A 17,398-nucleotide genomic window follows, 5' to 3' on the forward strand; every position below is an offset into this window, starting at 1 on the left:
GATCAGGCCGCCTTCACGCTCTTCGGAGCGCCGACCGTCTGCGCGGTGACCGCGACCGCACGGAAGCTGATTCCGTGCCGCTTCTGGCCGTTGAACTCGTTCTCCCACGGCCGAGCCACCAGACCAGTCAGCGCGACGGGCGTACCCATCGCCAGCTCACCGGAGATAGCCGACTCGCCCACGGTGACCTTGACGACCTCAGCGTTGCCGCTCACCACGAACAGCACGTCCAGGGTCACCAGAAGCTCACCGGTCTGACGGTCGGCCGCACGCTCCTGCGTCTTCTGGTTCGCGTACTTCGGCTGCGGAGGCTGAGCGACCATCAGGGTCGCGCCCACAGTGTCCACAGGGATCTGCTGCATTATGGAACTCCCTTGAGTGAGGGGCGGGAGCGGCGGACTGCTTGGCGGTAGGGCGCCGCTCCTGCGTTGTGTAGCGGAGCTTGAGACAGCTCCACAGGATTCTTGCGTTCCCAACTGGTGCGCACCAACAGATTGCATCTGGTGCGCACCAGTTGTCAACCACTCTCGCTGTTCGGCTTCTGAACTCGCCTTCTAGCGACACCTCAAGAGAACCGCGATCCTCAACTTGCCGGTAGCCAACAGGGGTTAACACAGATCCTGTTAACCCCTGCCGACCTGCACCGATGTGCGGCATGCTTCTGTTAACAGGTGACGACGCCAAGTCGAGGGCGGTACAGGTGTCCAACCGGCTACGCAAGATCCGAAACGAACGAGGCTGGTCGCAAGATCGCTTGATCCGAGAGATCGAGCGATTCGCGCATCAGCACGTGCTCGATGTGGCATCAACAGCAAGCCTGCGCGTCTACGTGTCCGAGTGGGAGAACGGGAAGCGCCAGGTCAGCGAGCGGTACGCCCACATCTTGCGCCCACTATTCGGGGTCACAGATGCAGAGCTCTTCGACCACCACGACATGCACGCGCCTGCTGTCGAGACCGGCGGATATGCCGAGTTGATGAGCCGGATCGACTCTGCCCGAAGCGTCAGCACCTCGATGGTGTCGACGTTCATGGATCAAACCGAGCTATTGCGCACCCTTGATCGTCAGATGGGTGCCGCGAGCCTCATTGACCAGATGACGGGCCACCTAATGGCACTCGAAGATGCCCTGACCTTTGCCGTATTGCCCGACGCTCGACGGCCTGTCGCACGAGCACTTGCCGGGGCCGCAACCCTGGCGGCTTGGCAAGCGCTCAGCGCCGGCTCTGTCGAACGGGCTTGGCGTAACTACGAGTTGGGCAGGAGGGCCGCACAAGAAGCTGAAGAACCAATGTACTTAGCCCACGCCACGGCAGAGCAGGCGTACGTACTGAGCGATGGCGGCCGTCCTGAGATGGCGGTGCAACTAGTGCGAGAAGCCCAGCGGTTAGGCGGGGAGCAGGCCTCACCACGTCTCCGAGCATGGCTGTTCGCTGCCGAAGCCGAGCTCTGCGCCAAGGCCGACATGCCGGATGACTGCAAACGAGCTCTGGACAGGGCCATCGTCTCCCTTCCATCTGGGAACGAAGACCGAGATCCAGACATGCTCAGCATCTTCTTAAACAGCAGTCATCTTGCCCGCTGGCGAGGAAATGCCCTCGCCATGATCGGGGACGAAGACGCTCTCGACAGCCTCTACATGGGGCTTAGGACAACTGATCCGACATTCGTCCGCGCGACTTCCGGTCTACGTTGCGATCTTGCTCAAGCGCACCTCGCCCGCGGAGAGTTCAGCCAAGCACGGGAGCACCTACAGCACGCTCGCTTGCTGGCCAACCGCACGGGGTCAGTCCGACACCGCCGCCGGATTGAGCAACTCACGCTGAAGCTGTAGACGCTCCGCCGGCGCGGGAAGCCAGGACGTGCAGTAGAGCGACCAGCGTTCCCGAGCCCATCAGCTCATCCCGAGCCATCAGCGCGGGAACGTCCGAGAGTGGCACCCAGGCAACGTGTCCCGCTTCCTCGATATCCGTGGGGTCACCGACATGCGTGGCGCCGTGTCCGACGTAGATCTCATGCGGTGAGTCGACCATGCCCACCATGGGCTGATAGGTGACCACGTGCTCCAGGGACTTCGGACGCCAGCCGGTCTCTTCCTCGAACTCTCGCGCTGCGGTCGCGTGCGGCTCCTCGCCATCGTCCACAATGCCGCCTGGGAGCTCCCAGCCCCACTTGTCCGGCACGAATCGATAGCGCCAGAGCATGAGTACGCGGTCCCGATCATCGATCACAGCAGAGATCGCGACGTGGTGCAGCCTCACTACGTGATGCTCGAAGCGTTCAACGCCGGGTGGCTCGACGTCCACCAGATCCAGCTTCACCCAACGGTTGTCGTAGACCGTGCGCTCACCATGGATCTGCCAGGATTCAAGGCCCTCTGGTCGTTCGACACTCACGGCGTGAACAGGAACCCGGTAGGAGCTCCGGACGTGTGACTCGATTACGCCCTCCGCGACAAGCTTCGCGAGTACGACGCGAAGCTGAGTCCGGCCGATCAGCAGTTCCTTCTCAAGAGTGCGCTCAGATGGCAGCTTCGCACCGGGCTCATACTTCCCCGACGCAACCCACTCGCGAATCGTGCGGTAAGCCCGCGCCGACTTCGGCCCCATTCAGGCAGCAACTCCTCAGATCTTCTGTCCTAGTGTCAACCCGTACCAGCGTAGCCGCCCGATCTGACAGCGAACAGGACTGCTCGCAACGGCCTCGGTCCATCCGCACCAACGGTCATCTCAGGCCGGCAGCCAAGCGAGTCGATGTCGTGCAACGGAGTGCACACTCTCGACTTGCCCAGGATCTAGCACTCCGCTGAGCGGTCCGAGCGCAGACAACTCCCGTTCGCGATACACGCGGACGGTGAGCTGAGTCGCTGCCTTGGCAAGACCTGTCACCCCAACGAACACGATGACGGGCTCAACCCGAACAGGGAAACCTACGTAGCGCTCCAGCACCTTCTGTGCACGAAGAGCCTCCGCCTTGCTCTTACGCGCGTACGGCTGGGGACTGCCATGGTTGACGCGCGCCATCTCGTCACCGATCCACACGGCCTTGCCATGGTGGTGCTTGGTGTTGATGCTGAACACCCCGCCGGGGCCGATCAACAGGTGGTCTATGTCCACATCGCGCGGCAGCGGCACCGAGTGCAGTACACGCCAACCGCTTCGAGAGAGCCTCTGTAACTCGCCCCCGACTCGACGCTCGCCAGCGAGGCCCTTGCGCCACGAATCCCACTCAGTCTCACGCCGTAGCAGCCAGTCCAGGGCACGCTTTCCGAGGGTGGGGCCCTTCTCGTCGAGCAGGTCCCTCAGTGCAGCGCCAGGGGGGTTGGACGCAAGGTCATTTGCTGGTGTCAGCTCGGGCAACCTCGGCATCTCCGCCCGCTCCACTCGTGTACGTCGCGGTGGTGGCACTTTCACCGGCGGTACCTCGGCGCGCACAAGTCGAGGCCGCAGCATCTTCAGTGCCTCGCGGCGATGGGGCTCAAGCAGGATCGTGACCTTGCCCGTACGGCGATCGGCCCATGCCACGGCAGTACCGTCCGGCAGGTTCACATAGAGCCGATCGTGCCCATGCCTTTTCCAATGAACGATCTTGAGATCACTCATGTCTGCCCCCACGCCAGTAGCTTCCCCACTGACATGGCAGCAGCGGACCACCCTCGCGGCAAGACCGCCGAACGTCGCGGACAGAGTTTCTCTACTTAATCAAGGCTCGCTCCGCTCGCTGGCCGCCTTGGTCGGCCATGGACGCCAACCACCCCTTGCCCTGGACCTCTGGCCCTGGTGACGCGGGTTTGCCCGCCGGGTACCGCCACCACGATCCGGCCTTGGAAGAGGGAAAAAGACCAAGAGCACCCGTAGGGCCGAGAAGCGCGCGAGGAAGAGCCACCCCGTTCAAGAACACCACCAGACCCGAGCCGTCCCCGAAGGGGATCAGTCCGAAGGACCGAGGGCCCCCAACAAGGGGGCGGGGCGCCGGCCGGCCGCCGCCCCGCCGCTTCCATGTCTACGCCACCAGCCGCGGGTCGCCGCCCGTCCGTCGCCCACCCCAGGGGGCCAAAACCCAGCACCGGGCCATGGGGCGTAAGGGGATTGCCGCACCACAGGCCAGGGACAGATTTGTGTTACCGAAGAGGCCGGATCGTGGTGGCGGTACCCGGCGGGCAAACCCGCTACCTGGGCCGTTGTCCCGTGGCTGGGGCGGTCGGTTCCACGGCTTTAGGCAGCCACCATGGGGTGAGCCTCGAAGATCATGGCCCCAACGTCGTGCTTTAACGGGCAGGTCCACAGACTGCCCGACTCGCCGGAAGCTTAAGGGGCCATGATCACTCACCCCATGGCAGCTCCCGCCCAAAGCCGCTCCACCGACCGCGGTGCCAGCAGGGGGATACGCGGTGGTGCTGGAAGTTACACAGCTCTCAGGCCTCGTGGCTCATACAAGTCGAGCCACTCTGGTGTGTAGAGGCCGACCATATCTGCGAGGTCAGATGGCGAGTAAGCGTGGTCGACGTGGTGAACTCGAATGATCTCTTGGATCAAAGACGGCTTCTCGTGAGGGATTTGAACTGGCTCATCCTTCGTCCATCCCTTCTGCGAAAGTTGCACACGAAGGGATGTGTGCTGCCGATCTGTAATGACTTCGAGATCACGGGCCCGCCGGATCAATGCTCCCATAGACGTGCGCCAAACAGGCTTCAGTCGTGCGGCGATGGTTAGATTCATCCCCCGCAACTGCGACTTGATTTCCCGAGAAGGCATAAGAAACTCGGCGGCGAACCTATCAGCTTCTTCTTCTTGGCCCGGTTCGGGAACATCGTGCATCACTAGATGCCCAAGTTCGTGAGCGAGGGAAAATCGAAGATTGCAGGCAGGTAGGAGCGTGTTCAGTACGAAGAACGGGCTTTCGCCAGGCGGCCAAACGCTGATTGCGTTGATCTTGGCAGAACTAAACTCCTTGGCCACGACGACACCGCCAGCGGCCTCGATCCACTCAGTCAGGTTCTGGACCGGGCCGATAGGCATTCTCCATGCCGCACGGACCGCACGTGCAATCTCTTCAGGGCTTCCGTAGTCCTCGACGAGCATCGAAGGAATGGTGAGAGCGAAATCGAGATCAAGAGCAGAGGCTAGGCGCTTCGCTCGAATTCGATGAAAGTTTACGAACGCCTGGATCTGCTTGAGTGTCTTCTGGGGAAGGCTTTGTTGCTTGCGGTGGTAGAAGCTGGACGACCCGAAGCCGTATACCGGCTCTCGCCACGTCAGTACGTCCACCGGGTAGTCCAGCGCCGAAGCGATGCTCTTCGCCCGTTCCTCGCTCATCTCACGATTTGCTTGCTCAATCTTTGAGATGAGCGAGGAGGTAACCCCCACCTTCGTCGCCAGCTCACCCATAGTCATCCCACGAGATTCACGAGCTAGTGTCACCATGGCAGGGTTGTACGGCATTATTCCATCTCCGCCTGAGGTTCGGTTTTGGGCTTGCGTGAACGCACACCAGGCTTGGGCGCACCCGAATCGGGGGTAGGCAGCATGGTTACTCCTGCCAAGCCACCGGTGGCTTCTCCGTGCAGGTCAATCTCCCACACGTTTTCGCCGTTCAAGGGACAGACTACAGCCAGCTTCTTGAGTTCGGTCCCAAGGGTGTCGAGGAGATATCCGGCGACCACGGTTGTCGCATTGAGGCCCAGGTCCAACTCCTGCTTCGCCAAGCGCCTTTGCTGCAATGTCATGATCTGACTGACCTTGAGGGTCTTGCTCCTGAACTTCTTGAAGCGGACAACCAGCCTGCCGCCAAAGGTCAGGGCCAAGAACCCAGGGTGGGAATTGAAGGTGACGGCCTGTATGTCTTCGAATTCCTTTTGGATTCGAGCGACAAGAAGGTCGTACATGACATTGGCGCGAGAAGTCGTGCGGTACTGAGGAGCCTTGCTTACGAGAGCGGGTTCCAGTTCCTGCCAGTCTTCCCACGCACCTTCGAAGCTCGCGCGGAGCGCGGGCAGATGCGGGTGGAGCAATGTCCGGGCCTCAGCCTCGGTGATCAGCTCAAGCGGCATGCAGGACAGCATGGCGGCTTAATTTTGATCTGTCAATCTGGACACGGATGTGGACATGACCTTGGTGGAAGCATGCTCCCACGGGGGTCTGACACCGGGCCGAGCTGGCAACAAGATCCGCAGACTGCGACCGCCAAGGGGCGTCTCGCATCGGACGGTCTGACTGCTGTACAGCACGGAAGTACCGCAACGGCAGCAAACGGCCTCGCCCGTCATGGGCGTTTGTGGGCCTAACGACGCCCGGAATGGCCTGCGATGACCGCTCCACATAGAGCTACGGATCAGAAGGTTGCAGGTTCGAATCCTGCCGAGTGCACAGTTCAGAGAGGCCCCGGACGAGAGTCCGGGGCCTCTCTGTTGTGCACCGCCCCGCGGTTCAGGCCGCCGCCTCCGCGGGTGCGCTCGTCTCCGTCCCCGCCTGCTGGGCCCGTACGACCCGGCGTGCCCGGGTCGGCATTCCGAGGGTCGGGTTGGTTACGCCCCAGGCCGCTCCCTTGCAGACCAACTCCTTGTAGAGCGCTGCCAGGCGGCCCGTCAGGGCGCTGCGGACTGCTCGGTCGTCGGCGGTGACGTACTGGATCAGGCCGTCCTTGCGGCCCAGTGAGATGCACTGGTTGAAGTAGCGCAGCGGGGCGTCAGGGATCTTGCCCGCCGTCAGGCGGGCCGCGATGGCGTCTGCCGCCTGCCATGCCATCGGGGTGCCCGTGGCGCACGACATCCGCAGCGGCTTGTCGCCGGGGCCCATGGCCATGGCCGCGTCGCCGACGGCGTACACGTCCGGGTGCGACACCGAGCGCATGGTCCTGTCGACCACGATCTGGCCGACCTCGGTGATCTCCAGGCCGGTGGCCTCCGCGATCGGGTGGACCGCGAAGCCCGTGGTCCACACGGTGACCGCGGCCGGGATGGACGTGCCGTCGGCGGTGGTCACGCGGTCGGCCCGCACCTCGGTGACCGCGGCCTGCTCGTGTGCCGTGATGCCGAGCCTGGCGAAGACCTTTCGGACGTGTCCGCGGCCCTTGGGCGAGAGCCAGTCGCCGAGTCCGCCGCGGGCGGCGAGAGTGACGTCGAGGTCCGGGCGGGCCTCGGCGATCTCGGTCGCGGCCTCCAGGCCGGTGAGGCCGCCGCCGACGACGACCACGCTCTCCCCGGCGCCCAGGCCGGCCAGGCGCTCGCGCAGCCGACGCGCTCCGGGGCGGCTCGCGATCTCGTGGGCGTACTCGGCGGTGCCGGGGACGCCTTGGGCGTTCCAGCCGCTGCCCAGGGCGTACACGAGGGTGTCGTAGGACAGTTCTTCGGCGCCGTTCCGTGCGTCGTTGACCGAGACCGTCTTGTGGTCGACGTCGACCGCGGTGACCTTCGCGAGCTTCAGTTCCACGCCCGTGTCCGCGAACATCTCGCTGAAGGGTCGGGGCGTGAGGTCCTGGCCGACCGTCAGCTGGTGCATCCGGACGCGCTCGACGAAATCGGGCTCGGCGTTGACGAGGGTGATGGCGACATCCTCGCGGCGCAGCCGCTTGGCGAGGCGTCCGGCGGCGATGGCTCCGGTGTATCCGGCTCCGATGACGACGATGCGGTGCTGCATTTTCCTGCTCCTGTCATCAGCTCTTCAGCGGGTTCGCCACTTGAACCGGGCAGCCCGCCGATTCCTGACAGGGGCGTGGTGTGAAGCAGGTCACAACGTGATCAGAAGGCCTTGAGCAGGGGTTCTCCGTGGTCCGTGGTCGCCCACTGCCGGGTCGCGCGCTGCAGCTTGTCGGGGTTGACCTGGTTGCGGAACGCGACGATGCCCTCGGGGGTGATCTCCAGGCACATGACGCCGACGACCCGGCCGTCGACGACCACCACCACGGCGGGGGCGCCGTTGGCGGCCGAGACGTAGACGTCGGGTGAGCCGCCGACGTAGGAGCGCTTGACCTCGCTGGGCTTGAACAGGCCGCGCATGAATTTCGCGACGGCCACAGCGCCCTCGAATGCCTTGGCGCGCGCCGGGACCTTGCCGCCGCCGTCGCCGATGGAGGTGGCGTCCTCGGTGAGCAGCCGCACGAGCGGCTCGGTCCGGCCGCTGGTGGCCGCCGCGAGGAACTCCTCGATGATCCGCTGGGCGGCGGCCTCGTCGATCTCGGTGCGGGTCTTGCCCTCCGCGACGTGCTTCTTGGCGCGGTGGAAGATCTGCTGGGCGGCGGCCTCCGTGATGTCGAGGATCTCCGCGATCTCCCGGTGTGGGTGGCCGAAGGCCTCCCGCAGCACGTACACCACACGCTCGTTGGGCGAGAGGCGCTCCAGGAGGGTGAGGACCGCGTACGAGACCGATTCGCGCTGTTCGGCGGTGTCGGCGGGGCCCAGCATCGGGTCCCCGGCGAGCAGTGGTTCGGGGAGCCACTGGCCCACGTAGGTCTCGCGGCGGGCGCGGGCCGAGGTGAGCTGGTTGAGGCAGAGGTTGGTGAGGACCTTCGTCAGCCAGGCCTCGGGTACCTCGATGCGGTCGACGTCGGCGGCCTGCCAGCGCAGGAACGTGTCCTGCACGGCGTCCTCGGCATCGCTCGCGGAGCCCAGGAGACGGTAGGCGATGGCCTCCAGGCGCGGCCTGGCTGCCTCGAACCGGTCGACGTCGTTCATGGTCAGAGCCATGTCCCGGATCCTAGCTCTCGCGACACGCGCCGGTCCTGGGGGCGGAGTTGGTTCGGAGGCGGTGGGGGGGGGGCGGAGGCGGTGGGGGTTGGTTCGGAGGTGGTCGGGAGTCGGCTTGGAGGCGGGTCGGCCACGGCCCTCTCGATGCTGGGTGAGACTGGGCCCATGGAGTGGCGCAGTGCGGGGTTGAGCTGGGCGGATCGGGAGCGGCCCGTGCTGGTGTGGGAGCGGGGTGGCGTCAGTCCGCTCGTCGTGGGGCGGCGGGTCGGGTTCCGGGCGCTGGGGCGGCGGGAGTGCGTCGGGGCGCGGGGGAATCCCTGTCCGGTCGCCGCTGTCGTGCCGGGGCGGGGGACTCAGGCCCGGTGTGCCGAGTGCGCGCGGCTCGATCGGGCGCACTCCGTGGCCGCCGACACGATCGCCGACGATCCGCGGACCTACCGCGTCTACCTCGCGTGGTTCGGGGCCGGGATGGTGAAGGTCGGGATCACCCGGGAGGAGCGCGGGGCGGCTCGGCTGCTCGAACAGGGAGCCGTCGCCTTTGTCTGGCTGGGGCGCGGGCCCCTGATGGCCGCGCGGCGTGCCGAGGAGCTGCTGCGGGTGGCCCTCGGGGTGCCGGACCGGATCTCGTACGCGAAGAAGCGGGCCGTCAGGGCCACCTTGCCGGGGGTGGACGAGCGGCGGCGTGAGCTGGAGCGGATGCACGGCTTCGCCCTCGCGCTCGACGGGTGGCCCGAGTCGCTGGAGCGTGTGGCCCTGGGGGAACACGGGGTGGTGGACCACGGGGCGGCGTTCGGGCTGGAGCGGCTCGCGGGGCTGGAGCGGCTCGCGGGGCCCGGCGGGGTCGCCGTCACCGAACTCGTCGACGGTGGTGTGGTGCTGGGGGATCTTGTCGCGGTGGCCGGGCCCGACGTCTATCTCGGTGACGGGGGGCGGCTCGTGGTGCTCGACAGCCGGTTGCTGCGGGGGTGGCGGCTCGAAGGGGCGCGAGAGGCGGCGCGTACGACGGTTCCTGTGCGGGAAGTGCCCACCGTTCAGGGCGGGCTCTTCTGAGCCCTTGCCGCGGCTCGCTTTCCGCTTCCGCCGAAGCTGACCGGATGGTCAAGTCTCGCTGCCCGTACGGCAATGAAGGCGGGAGAGGCTGGACAGGCGGACGGGGCGCGGCCGACTCTGAGGACATGAGTGATCAGCCCGTCACACCTGTACCCCCTTTCGAACCGCCCTACTACGCCGTCGTGTTCACCTCGGTGATGAACGAGACCAACGACGGCTACGACGAGACCGGCGCCCGCATGGACGAGCTCGTCGCCTCCGTGCCCGGCTTCCTGGGCATGGACTCCGCGCGGACGCCCGGCGGGCTCGGCATCACCGTCGGGTATTTCCGGGACGAGGAAGCGATTGTGCGGTGGCGCGGCGACGCCGAGCACCGCACGGCGCAGAGGCGTGGGCGCGACGAGTGGTACGAGAAGTACGTCGTCCATGTCGCCAAGGTGGAGCGAAGTCACGGCTTCGACCGGAGTCACGGCCTTGAGCCGAGCCACGGCCTTGAGCCGAGCCACGGCCTTGAGTCGAGTCACGGCCTTGAGCCGAGCCACGGCCTTGAGGGGAGTCAAGGCCTTGTGCGGGGGTGACGCCGCCCTTGCCCCGGGTGACGGCGAAGCGGGGGCCGTCCGTGATTTCTGGGAGCGGCTCGGGCTGCCCGGACTCATCGACGTACACACGCACTTCATGCCCGAGCGCGTGCTGGCCAAGGTGTGGGCCTACTTCGACTCCGCCGGACCGCTGACCGGCATGGAGTGGCCCATCACCTACCGGCACGAGGAGGAGCAACGCATCGCCCTGTTGCGGGAGTTCGGCGTGCGGACCTTCACCTCGATGCTCTATCCGCACAAGGCCGGCATGGCGGAGTGGCTCAATGGATGGGCCGCCGATTTCGCCGACCGGACGGACGGCTGTCTGCACACATCGACCTTCTTTCCCGAACCGGGAGCGGAGGCGTACGTGCGCGATGCCGTCGATGCCGGGGCGCGGATCTTCAAGTCTCATGTGCAGGTGGGGGGTTATGACCCGAACGACCCGCTTCTCACGCCCGTCTGGGGGCACCTCGCCGAGGCCGGGATCCCGGTGGTGGTGCACTGCGGGTCCGGGCCCGCGCCGGGCAAGCACACCGGGCCCGAGCCGATCGGACGGCTGCTCGCGCGGCATCCTCGGCTGCGGATCGTCGTGGCGCACATGGGGATGCCGGAGTACGCCGACTTCCTGGACCTCGCGGAGCGGTACGCCGAGGTCAGGTTCGACACGACCATGGCGTTCACCGACTTCTCCGAGGGGCTCGCGCCGTTCCCGCGCACCGAACTGCCGCGGCTCGCGGATCTGGGGGACCGGATCCTGCTGGGCACGGACTTTCCCAACATCCCGTACACGTACGTCCATCAGCTGGCCGCCCTGGAACGGCTCGGCCTGGGAGACGACTGGCTGCGGGCGGTCTGTCACGGTAACGCGGCGCGGCTCTTCGGGCTGCCGGTGCCGGGCGACGGCTAGGGCCGGAGCGTTTCTCAGGGAATTCACAGCTTCAGGAAAGAGCTCTCTCAGGGCCGAGGACCAGGCTCTGTGCCATGACTACGACCTCGCCCCAGGGGCGTACCGAACTGCTCAGGGCGGACGGGAGCCCCGTTCGCGTGCTCGTCGTCGACGACGAGGTGTCGCTGACGGAGCTGCTCTCCATGGCCCTGCGCTACGAGGGCTGGCAGATCCGCAGCGCGGGGGACGGCGCAGGTGCGGTGCGCACCGCCCGCGCCTTCCGGCCCGATGTCGTGGTGCTCGACATGATGCTGCCCGACATGGACGGCCTCGCCGTGCTCGGACGCCTGCGGCGCGAGCTGCCCGACGTGCCGGTGCTCTTCCTGACGGCCAAGGACGCCGTCGAGGACCGGATCGCCGGGCTCACCGCCGGGGGCGACGACTACGTCACCAAGCCCTTCAGCCTGGAAGAGGTCGTCGCGCGCCTGCGCGGGCTCATCCGCCGGGCCGGGGCCGCCGACCGGCGCAGCGAATCCGTGCTCGCCGTCGGGGACCTCACCCTCGACGAGGACAGCCATGAGGTGACCAGAGGCGGGGACTCCATCCATCTCACCGCCACCGAGTTCGAGCTGCTGCGCTATCTGATGCGCAATCCGCGGCGCGTGCTCAGCAAGGCGCAGATACTCGACCGCGTCTGGAACTACGACTTCGGGGGCCAGGCCAACGTCGTCGAGCTCTACATCTCGTATCTGCGCAGGAAGATCGACGTCGGCCGGGAGCCGATGATCCACACCCGGCGCGGCGCCGGGTACCTGATCAAGCCCGCGGTCTCGACCGAGGCGGCAGCCGCCTCATGAGACGGCGGCGGCGTCCGCGCTCGCTGCGGACGCGGCTCGTCGTCTCGGCGGTGGCGCTGATCGCCGTCGTCTGCGCGGTGATCGGCACGGTGACGACCATCGCGCTGCACTCCCACCTGTACGACCAGCTGGACAGCTCGCTCGACACGGTGGCGATGCGGGCGAAAGGACCGCAGCCGAAGCCGGGGGACGACGGTCCCGGCGGCCTCTCCGGGGACCAGGGCGATCGGCTGCGGTTCGTCGCCAAGGGCCCGCAGGAGGTCGGCACCATCGGGGCCGTCGTCGAGGACGACGGTTCGGTCGGTCAGGCCCTGGTCAGCGCCGATCCGGACAGCGGCAGCTTCGAGCCGCGGACCGAGCAGCTCGACGCGGCGCAGTCCGCCGCGCTCGGCTCCGTGCCGCGTGACGAGAAGGCGCACAACGTCCACATCCCGGGCCTCGGCGAGTACCGCGTGGAGTACGCGACCGGACCAGGCGGCGACTTCCTCGTCGGCATCCCCACGGCCAAGGTGCGGAACACCCTGGAGACGCTGATCATCGTCGAGGTGAGCGTCACGGCCGCGGGCCTGGTCGCCGCCTCGCTCGCCGGCGCGGCCATGGTCGGCGTCGCCCTGCGCCCGCTGCGCCGGGTCGCGTCGACCGCGACCCGGGTCTCCGAACTCCCGCTGCACAGCGGCGAGGTGACGCTGTACGAGCGGGTCCCCGACACCGAGCCGAACACGGAGGTCGGGCAGGTGGGCGCCGCGCTCAACCGGATGCTCGACCATGTGCACTCCGCGCTGCACGCGCGCCAGGAGAGCGAGACGCGGGTACGCCAGTTCGTCGCGGATGCCAGCCACGAGCTGCGTACGCCGCTCGCCTCGATCCGCGGCTATGCCGAACTGACGCGCCGGGGGCGGGAGTCGACGGGCCCCGACACGCGGCACGCGCTCGGCCGCATCGAGTCCGAGGCGCAGCGGATGACGGGCCTCGTGGAGGACCTGCTGCTGCTCGCCCGGCTCGACGAGGGGCGTGACGGCGGGCTTTCCGGGGGTCTCGGCGGTTCCGGGGGTCCGGGCGAGCCCGGGGCCGGACTGCCGCTCTCGTACGAGAGCACCGGACTGCCGCTCTCGTACGAGAGCACCGATCTCTCACCCCTCGTCGTCGACACCGTGAGCGACGCGCGCGCCGCGGGCCCCGAGCACGTCTGGTCCCTGGAGCTGCCGGACGAGCCCGCGCTGGTCCTCGCCGACGCGGCCCGCCTCCACCAGGTGGTCGTCAACCTCCTCGCCAACGCGCGCACGCACACCCCGCCCGGCACGAAGGTCACCGCACGCGTGCGCCGGGCAGGACCCGCCGTCTGCCTGGAGGTCGAGGACGACGGCCCCGGCATCGCCCCCGCCCTCCTCCCCCACGTCTTCGAACGCTTCGCCCGCGGCGACGCCTCGCGCTCCCGCAACGCCGGTTCCACGGGGCTCGGCCTCGCCCTCGTACAGGCCATAGTGGCGGCGCACGGCGGCGGTGTGACGGTGGACAGCGTGCCCGGACGGACGGTGTTCACGGTGACGTTGCCCGCCGCATCGGGCCAGGTCAGCTCGGGCCAGGTCAGCTCGGATCAGGTCAGCTCGGGCCGGGTCAGCGGCGCCGAAAGGGACTCACAGGCGGGCGACAGGCTCACCACACGGGCCTGACAGACCACTTGGCGAATGTCGGTGCCATGCAAACCGACTCTTCCCCGGGCGGCGCTTGCTCGGTCCCTCTGCCGGCGCGGGCCCACCTGCCCGCCGGACGGCGCGATGTGCCCGTCCTGGACATCGTGATCCCCGTCTACAACGAGGAGAAGGACCTTCAGCCCTGTGTGCGGCGCCTGCACGACCATCTCGTACGCACCTTCCCCTACCCCTTCCGCATCACCATCGCGGACAACGCGTCCACGGACCGCACCCCCGAGGTGGCGGCGCGGCTCGCGGCGTCCGGCGAAGAGGTCCGGTACACGCGCCTGGAGCAGAAGGGGCGCGGGCGTGCCCTGCGCGCCGTGTGGTCCGCATCGGACGCGCCCGTCCTCGCCTACATGGACGTGGACCTGTCCACCGACCTCAACGCGCTGCTCCCGCTGGTGGCGCCGCTGATCTCCGGGCACTCGGACCTGGCGATCGGCTCCCGGCTCGCGCGCAGTTCGCGCGTGGTGCGCGGACCCAAGCGGGAGTTCATCTCGCGCAGTTACAACCTCATCCTGCGCGGCTCCCTGCACGCGCGCTTCTCCGACGCCCAGTGCGGGTTCAAGGCGATCAGGGGTGACGTGGCGGGGGTGCTGCTGCCGCTGGTCGAGGACACGGGGTGGTTCTTCGACACGGAGATGCTGGTGCTCGCCGAGCGTGCGGGGCTCCGCATCCACGAGGTGCCGGTCGACTGGGTCGACGACCCCGACTCCACGGTCCACCTGGTCAAGACGGCCACGGACGACCTCAAGGGAGTGTGGCGGGTCGGGCGTGCACTCGCGGTCGGCGCGCTGCCGCTGGACCGCCTCGCGCGCCCCTTCGGGGACGACCCGCGCGACCGCCGACTGCCCGGCGTACCGCGCGGACTCGCCCGCCAGCTGGTCGGCTTCTGCGTGGTCGGCGCGCTCTCCACGCTCTTCTATCTGCTCCTGTACTCCGGCTTCCGTACGTTCTCGGGGTCGCAGGCGGCCAACGCGCTCGCCCTCCTGGTGTCGGCGGTCGCCAACACGGCCGCCAACCGGCGCCTGACGTTCGGGGTGCGCGGCCGTGACCGGGCGATGCGCCACCAGGCGCAGGGCCTGGTCGTGTTCGGCATCGGCCTCGCCCTGACCAGCGGCTCGCTCGCCGCACTCGGCGCGGCGTCGGGCGACCCGTCCCATTCCACGGAACTCGCGGTCCTGATAGCCGCCAACCTCGCGGCGACGGTGCTGCGGTTCCTGCTGCTTCGGGCCTGGGTGTTCCCGGAGCGCCGCTGGGACGCGACACCGCGGGACGCCGCGCCCTCGTACGAGCTCACCTCCGCACACGACGACCCGAGGAACGCACGATGACGACGACTTCCCACGAGCCGACGCCCGCCTCACCGCCCGCGGTGCCGGGCGCGCGAGCCCACCGCGGCCCGCGCCCCCTGGCCGCGCGGCTCTGGCACGGCCGTCCCGACGACCCGCGCTGGGCACGCCCCGCCTTCTTGGGCCTGCTGCTCGCGACCACGGTCCTCTACCTCTGGAACCTCAGCGCGTCCGGCTACGCCAACTCCTTCTACTCGGCGGCCGTCCAGGCGGGCAGCCAGAGCTGGAAGGCGATGTTCTTCGGCTCGCTCGACGCGGGCAACGCGATCACCGTCGACAAGCCCCCGGCCGCTCTCTGGCCGATGGCCCTCTCCGTACGCGTCTTCGGGCTCAACTCCTGGGCGGTGCTTGCCCCGCAGGTGCTGATGGGGGTCGCGACGGTCGGCGTCCTGTACGCCGCCGTGCGCCGCCGTTTCAGCCCGGCGGCCGGGCTGATCGCGGGCGCCGTGCTCGCGCTGACGCCGGTGGCCGCGCTGATGTTCCGGTTCAACAACCCGGACGCGGTGCTCGCGCTCCTGATGACCGTCACCGTGTACTGCGTCCTGCGCGCCCTGGAGCACGGCCGCACCAAGTGGCTGGTGTGGGCGGGCGTCGCGGTCGGCGTCGCCTTCCTGGCCAAGACGTTGCAGGCGTTCCTCATCCTGCCGCCGCTCGCGGTCCTGTACGCGGTGTGCGCACCCGTGCGGCTTCGCAAGCGCTTCGGCCAACTCGCGCTCTCCGGGCTCGCGATGATCGCGGCAGGCGGCTGGTGGGTGGCGATCGTGGAGCTGTGGCCCGCGTCCTCGCGCCCGTACATCGGCGGCTCCCAGAAGAACTCCTTCCTGGAACTGACCTTCGGCTACAACGGCCTCGGCCGCATCAACGGTGAAGAGACCGGCAGCGTGGGCGGAGGCGGTGGCCGTGGCGGCGCCGGCGGGCAGTGGGGCGAGACCGGGCTCGGGCGGATGTTCAACTCCGAGGTCGGCGGCCAGATCTCCTGGCTGCTCCCCGCCGCCCTGATCCTGCTCGTCGGCGGCATCGTCCTCACCTGGAAGGCCCGCAGGACCGACACCGCGCGCTCGGCGTTCGTGGCGTGGGGCGGCTCGCTCCTGATGACGGCGGCCGTCTTCAGCTTCATGGCGGGGATCTTCCACCAGTACTACACGATCGCCCTCGCCCCCTACATGGCGGCGCTGATCGGCATGGGCGCCACGGTTCTGTGGGAGGAGCGCGCCAAGTGGTGGGCGGGCGCGCTGCTGGGCGCGACCGTCGCGGGTACGGCGTGGTGGGGCTACGTCCTGCTCGGCCGTACGCCCGACTACGTGCCGTGGCTGCGCTGGGCGTTGCTCGTCGGCGGCCTCGTGGGCGCGCTCGGCCTGCTGCTCGCGGCCAGGATCGGACGCCAACTGGCCATCGCCGCGGTGGGACTGAGCTTCGCCGCATCCGTGGCGGGGCCGGTGGCCTACACCCTCTCCACCGTGAACAGCGCGCACACCGGGTCGATCGTGACCGCGGGCCCTGCTTCGACGGGGCGGATGGGCGGCGGTCCCGGCGGTGGCGCTCCCGGCGGGGACGGCCGTGGCGGGGGCGGCGGAACGCAGCCGCCGACCGGTGGCCAGAACGGCGGCGGCACGGGCCGACCCCCGGGCAAGCAGGGCCAGCAGGGCACCAACGCCCCGGGGCAGCAGGGTCAGCAGGGCAAACCGCAGCAGGGTGGCTTCCCCGGTGGCGGCGGCGCAGGCGAGCGCGGTGGCATGGGCGGAGGCGGCGGGATGGGCGGCCTCCTCGACGGCGCCCAGGTCAGCGCCGAGGCGAAGAAGCTCCTGGAGGCGAACGCCGGGGACTACACCTGGTCGGCGGCGGCCATCGGCTCGCAGAACGCCGCGAGCTACCAACTCGCCACCGGCGACCCGGTGATGGCCATCGGCGGCTTCAACGGCAGCGACCCGTCCCCGACCCTCGCTCAGTTCAAGCAGTACGTAGAGGACGGAAAGATCCACTACTTCATCTCGGGCGGAGGCGGAGGAGGCGGCGGAGGTGGCATGGGTGGCGGCAGCGGCACCGGCTCCAAGATCACGTCCTGGGTGGAGGACAGCTTCACAAAGGTCACGGTCGGCAGCGCGACCTTCTACGACCTGACCCAGCCGAAGAGCTGACAGCCGAAACGAAGAGCTGACAGCCAGAACGAGGAGCTGACAGCCGAACGAAGAGGGGCCGGCCGCACCCCGCGGCCGGCCCTTCGCCATGCCTGTAGCGGCCTCCCGTAACGCCCCTCGCTAACCACCTTGTACGCCGTATGGGAGATGCTTTACGGTGTAC

14 protein-coding genes and 1 pseudogene are annotated in these 17,398 nt (G+C 68.1%); 8 read left to right on the forward strand and 7 right to left on the reverse strand.

All coding sequences use genetic code 11. The annotated features are described in order from the left end of the window. Nucleotides 1-2: 2 nt before the first annotated feature. A complete protein-coding gene (locus AC5P1C_RS05220) occupies nt 3-362 on the reverse strand; it encodes an SCO3933 family regulatory protein (RefSeq protein ID WP_493864450.1) in 360 nt (119 codons plus the stop codon). Nucleotides 363-700: 338 nt separating this feature from the next. Here AC5P1C_RS05220 and AC5P1C_RS05225 point away from each other — a divergent pair, with 338 nt between their 5' ends. Continuing rightward, entirely contained in the window at nt 701-1,834 is a 1,134-nt protein-coding gene (locus AC5P1C_RS05225) for a helix-turn-helix transcriptional regulator (RefSeq protein ID WP_493864533.1), read from the forward strand. On the opposite strand, the gene AC5P1C_RS05230 is transcribed toward AC5P1C_RS05225, so the two are convergent. The 6 genes from AC5P1C_RS05230 to AC5P1C_RS05255 all read right to left on the reverse strand — a co-directional run bounded on the left by AC5P1C_RS05230 (nt 1,818) and on the right by AC5P1C_RS05255 (nt 8,680). Continuing rightward, the gene (locus AC5P1C_RS05230; protein ID WP_493864451.1) at nt 1,818-2,609 is read right to left on the reverse strand and encodes an NUDIX domain-containing protein; all 792 of its coding nucleotides are present in this window, start codon (nt 2,607-2,609) and stop codon (nt 1,818-1,820) included. The genes AC5P1C_RS05225 and AC5P1C_RS05230 overlap by 17 nt on opposite strands. A gap of 120 nt (nt 2,610-2,729) precedes the next feature. Continuing rightward, a complete protein-coding gene (locus AC5P1C_RS05235) occupies nt 2,730-3,602 on the reverse strand; it encodes a nuclease-related domain-containing protein (protein ID WP_493864452.1) in 873 nt (290 codons plus the stop codon). 801 nt (nt 3,603-4,403) lie between these two features. Beyond that, complete coding sequence (locus tag AC5P1C_RS05240; RefSeq protein WP_493864453.1) at nt 4,404-5,441, reverse strand: XRE family transcriptional regulator; 1,038 nt, start codon at nt 5,439-5,441, stop codon at nt 4,404-4,406. Then, nucleotides 5,441-6,049, reverse strand: a complete 609-nt coding sequence (locus AC5P1C_RS05245) for a hypothetical protein (protein WP_493864454.1) — start codon at nt 6,047-6,049, stop codon at nt 5,441-5,443. The genes AC5P1C_RS05240 and AC5P1C_RS05245 overlap by 1 nt, the downstream gene beginning before the upstream one ends. 376 nt (nt 6,050-6,425) lie before the next feature. After that, nucleotides 6,426-7,634 carry an NAD(P)/FAD-dependent oxidoreductase gene (locus AC5P1C_RS05250; protein ID WP_493864455.1) on the reverse strand — a complete coding sequence of 403 codons (1,209 nt, stop codon included), beginning with the start codon at nt 7,632-7,634 and terminating at the stop codon, nt 6,426-6,428. A gap of 101 nt (nt 7,635-7,735) precedes the next feature. Then, nucleotides 7,736-8,680: an RNA polymerase sigma-70 factor gene (locus tag AC5P1C_RS05255; protein WP_493864456.1), complete on the reverse strand. Its 945-nt coding sequence runs from the start codon at nt 8,678-8,680 to the stop codon at nt 7,736-7,738. A 165-nt stretch (nt 8,681-8,845) separates the two neighbouring features. On the opposite strand from AC5P1C_RS05255, the gene AC5P1C_RS05260 reads away from it, so the two are divergent. From AC5P1C_RS05260 to AC5P1C_RS05290, 7 genes and pseudogenes are all read left to right on the forward strand, one after another. Further along, nucleotides 8,846-9,730, forward strand: a complete 885-nt coding sequence (locus AC5P1C_RS05260) for a DUF2797 domain-containing protein (protein WP_493864457.1) — start codon at nt 8,846-8,848, stop codon at nt 9,728-9,730. A 125-nt stretch (nt 9,731-9,855) separates the two neighbouring features. Next, a pseudogene (locus tag AC5P1C_RS05265) lies at nt 9,856-10,194 on the forward strand (antibiotic biosynthesis monooxygenase family protein); the annotation flags it as partial. A 100-nt stretch (nt 10,195-10,294) separates the two neighbouring features. Next, the gene (locus AC5P1C_RS05270) at nt 10,295-11,218 is read left to right on the forward strand and encodes an amidohydrolase family protein (protein WP_493864458.1); all 924 of its coding nucleotides are present in this window, start codon (nt 10,295-10,297) and stop codon (nt 11,216-11,218) included. Between the two features lie 74 nt (nt 11,219-11,292). Then, nucleotides 11,293-12,054, forward strand: coding sequence for a response regulator transcription factor (locus AC5P1C_RS05275; RefSeq protein ID WP_493864459.1), 762 nt, complete (start codon nt 11,293-11,295; stop codon nt 12,052-12,054). Beyond that, a complete protein-coding gene (locus AC5P1C_RS05280; protein WP_493864460.1) occupies nt 12,051-13,724 on the forward strand; it encodes a sensor histidine kinase in 1,674 nt (557 codons plus the stop codon). The genes AC5P1C_RS05275 and AC5P1C_RS05280 overlap by 4 nt, the downstream gene beginning before the upstream one ends. A gap of 26 nt (nt 13,725-13,750) precedes the next feature. Continuing rightward, nucleotides 13,751-15,082, forward strand: coding sequence for a bifunctional glycosyltransferase family 2/GtrA family protein (locus tag AC5P1C_RS05285; protein ID WP_493864461.1), 1,332 nt, complete (start codon nt 13,751-13,753; stop codon nt 15,080-15,082). Further along, on the forward strand, nt 15,079-17,235 hold the full coding sequence (locus AC5P1C_RS05290) for an ArnT family glycosyltransferase (protein WP_493864462.1): 2,157 nt from the start codon (nt 15,079-15,081) through the stop codon (nt 17,233-17,235). The genes AC5P1C_RS05285 and AC5P1C_RS05290 overlap by 4 nt, the downstream gene beginning before the upstream one ends. The last annotated feature ends 163 nt before the right edge of the window (nt 17,236-17,398 follow it).

This window comes from Streptomyces sp. A18 (assembly GCF_059026065.1).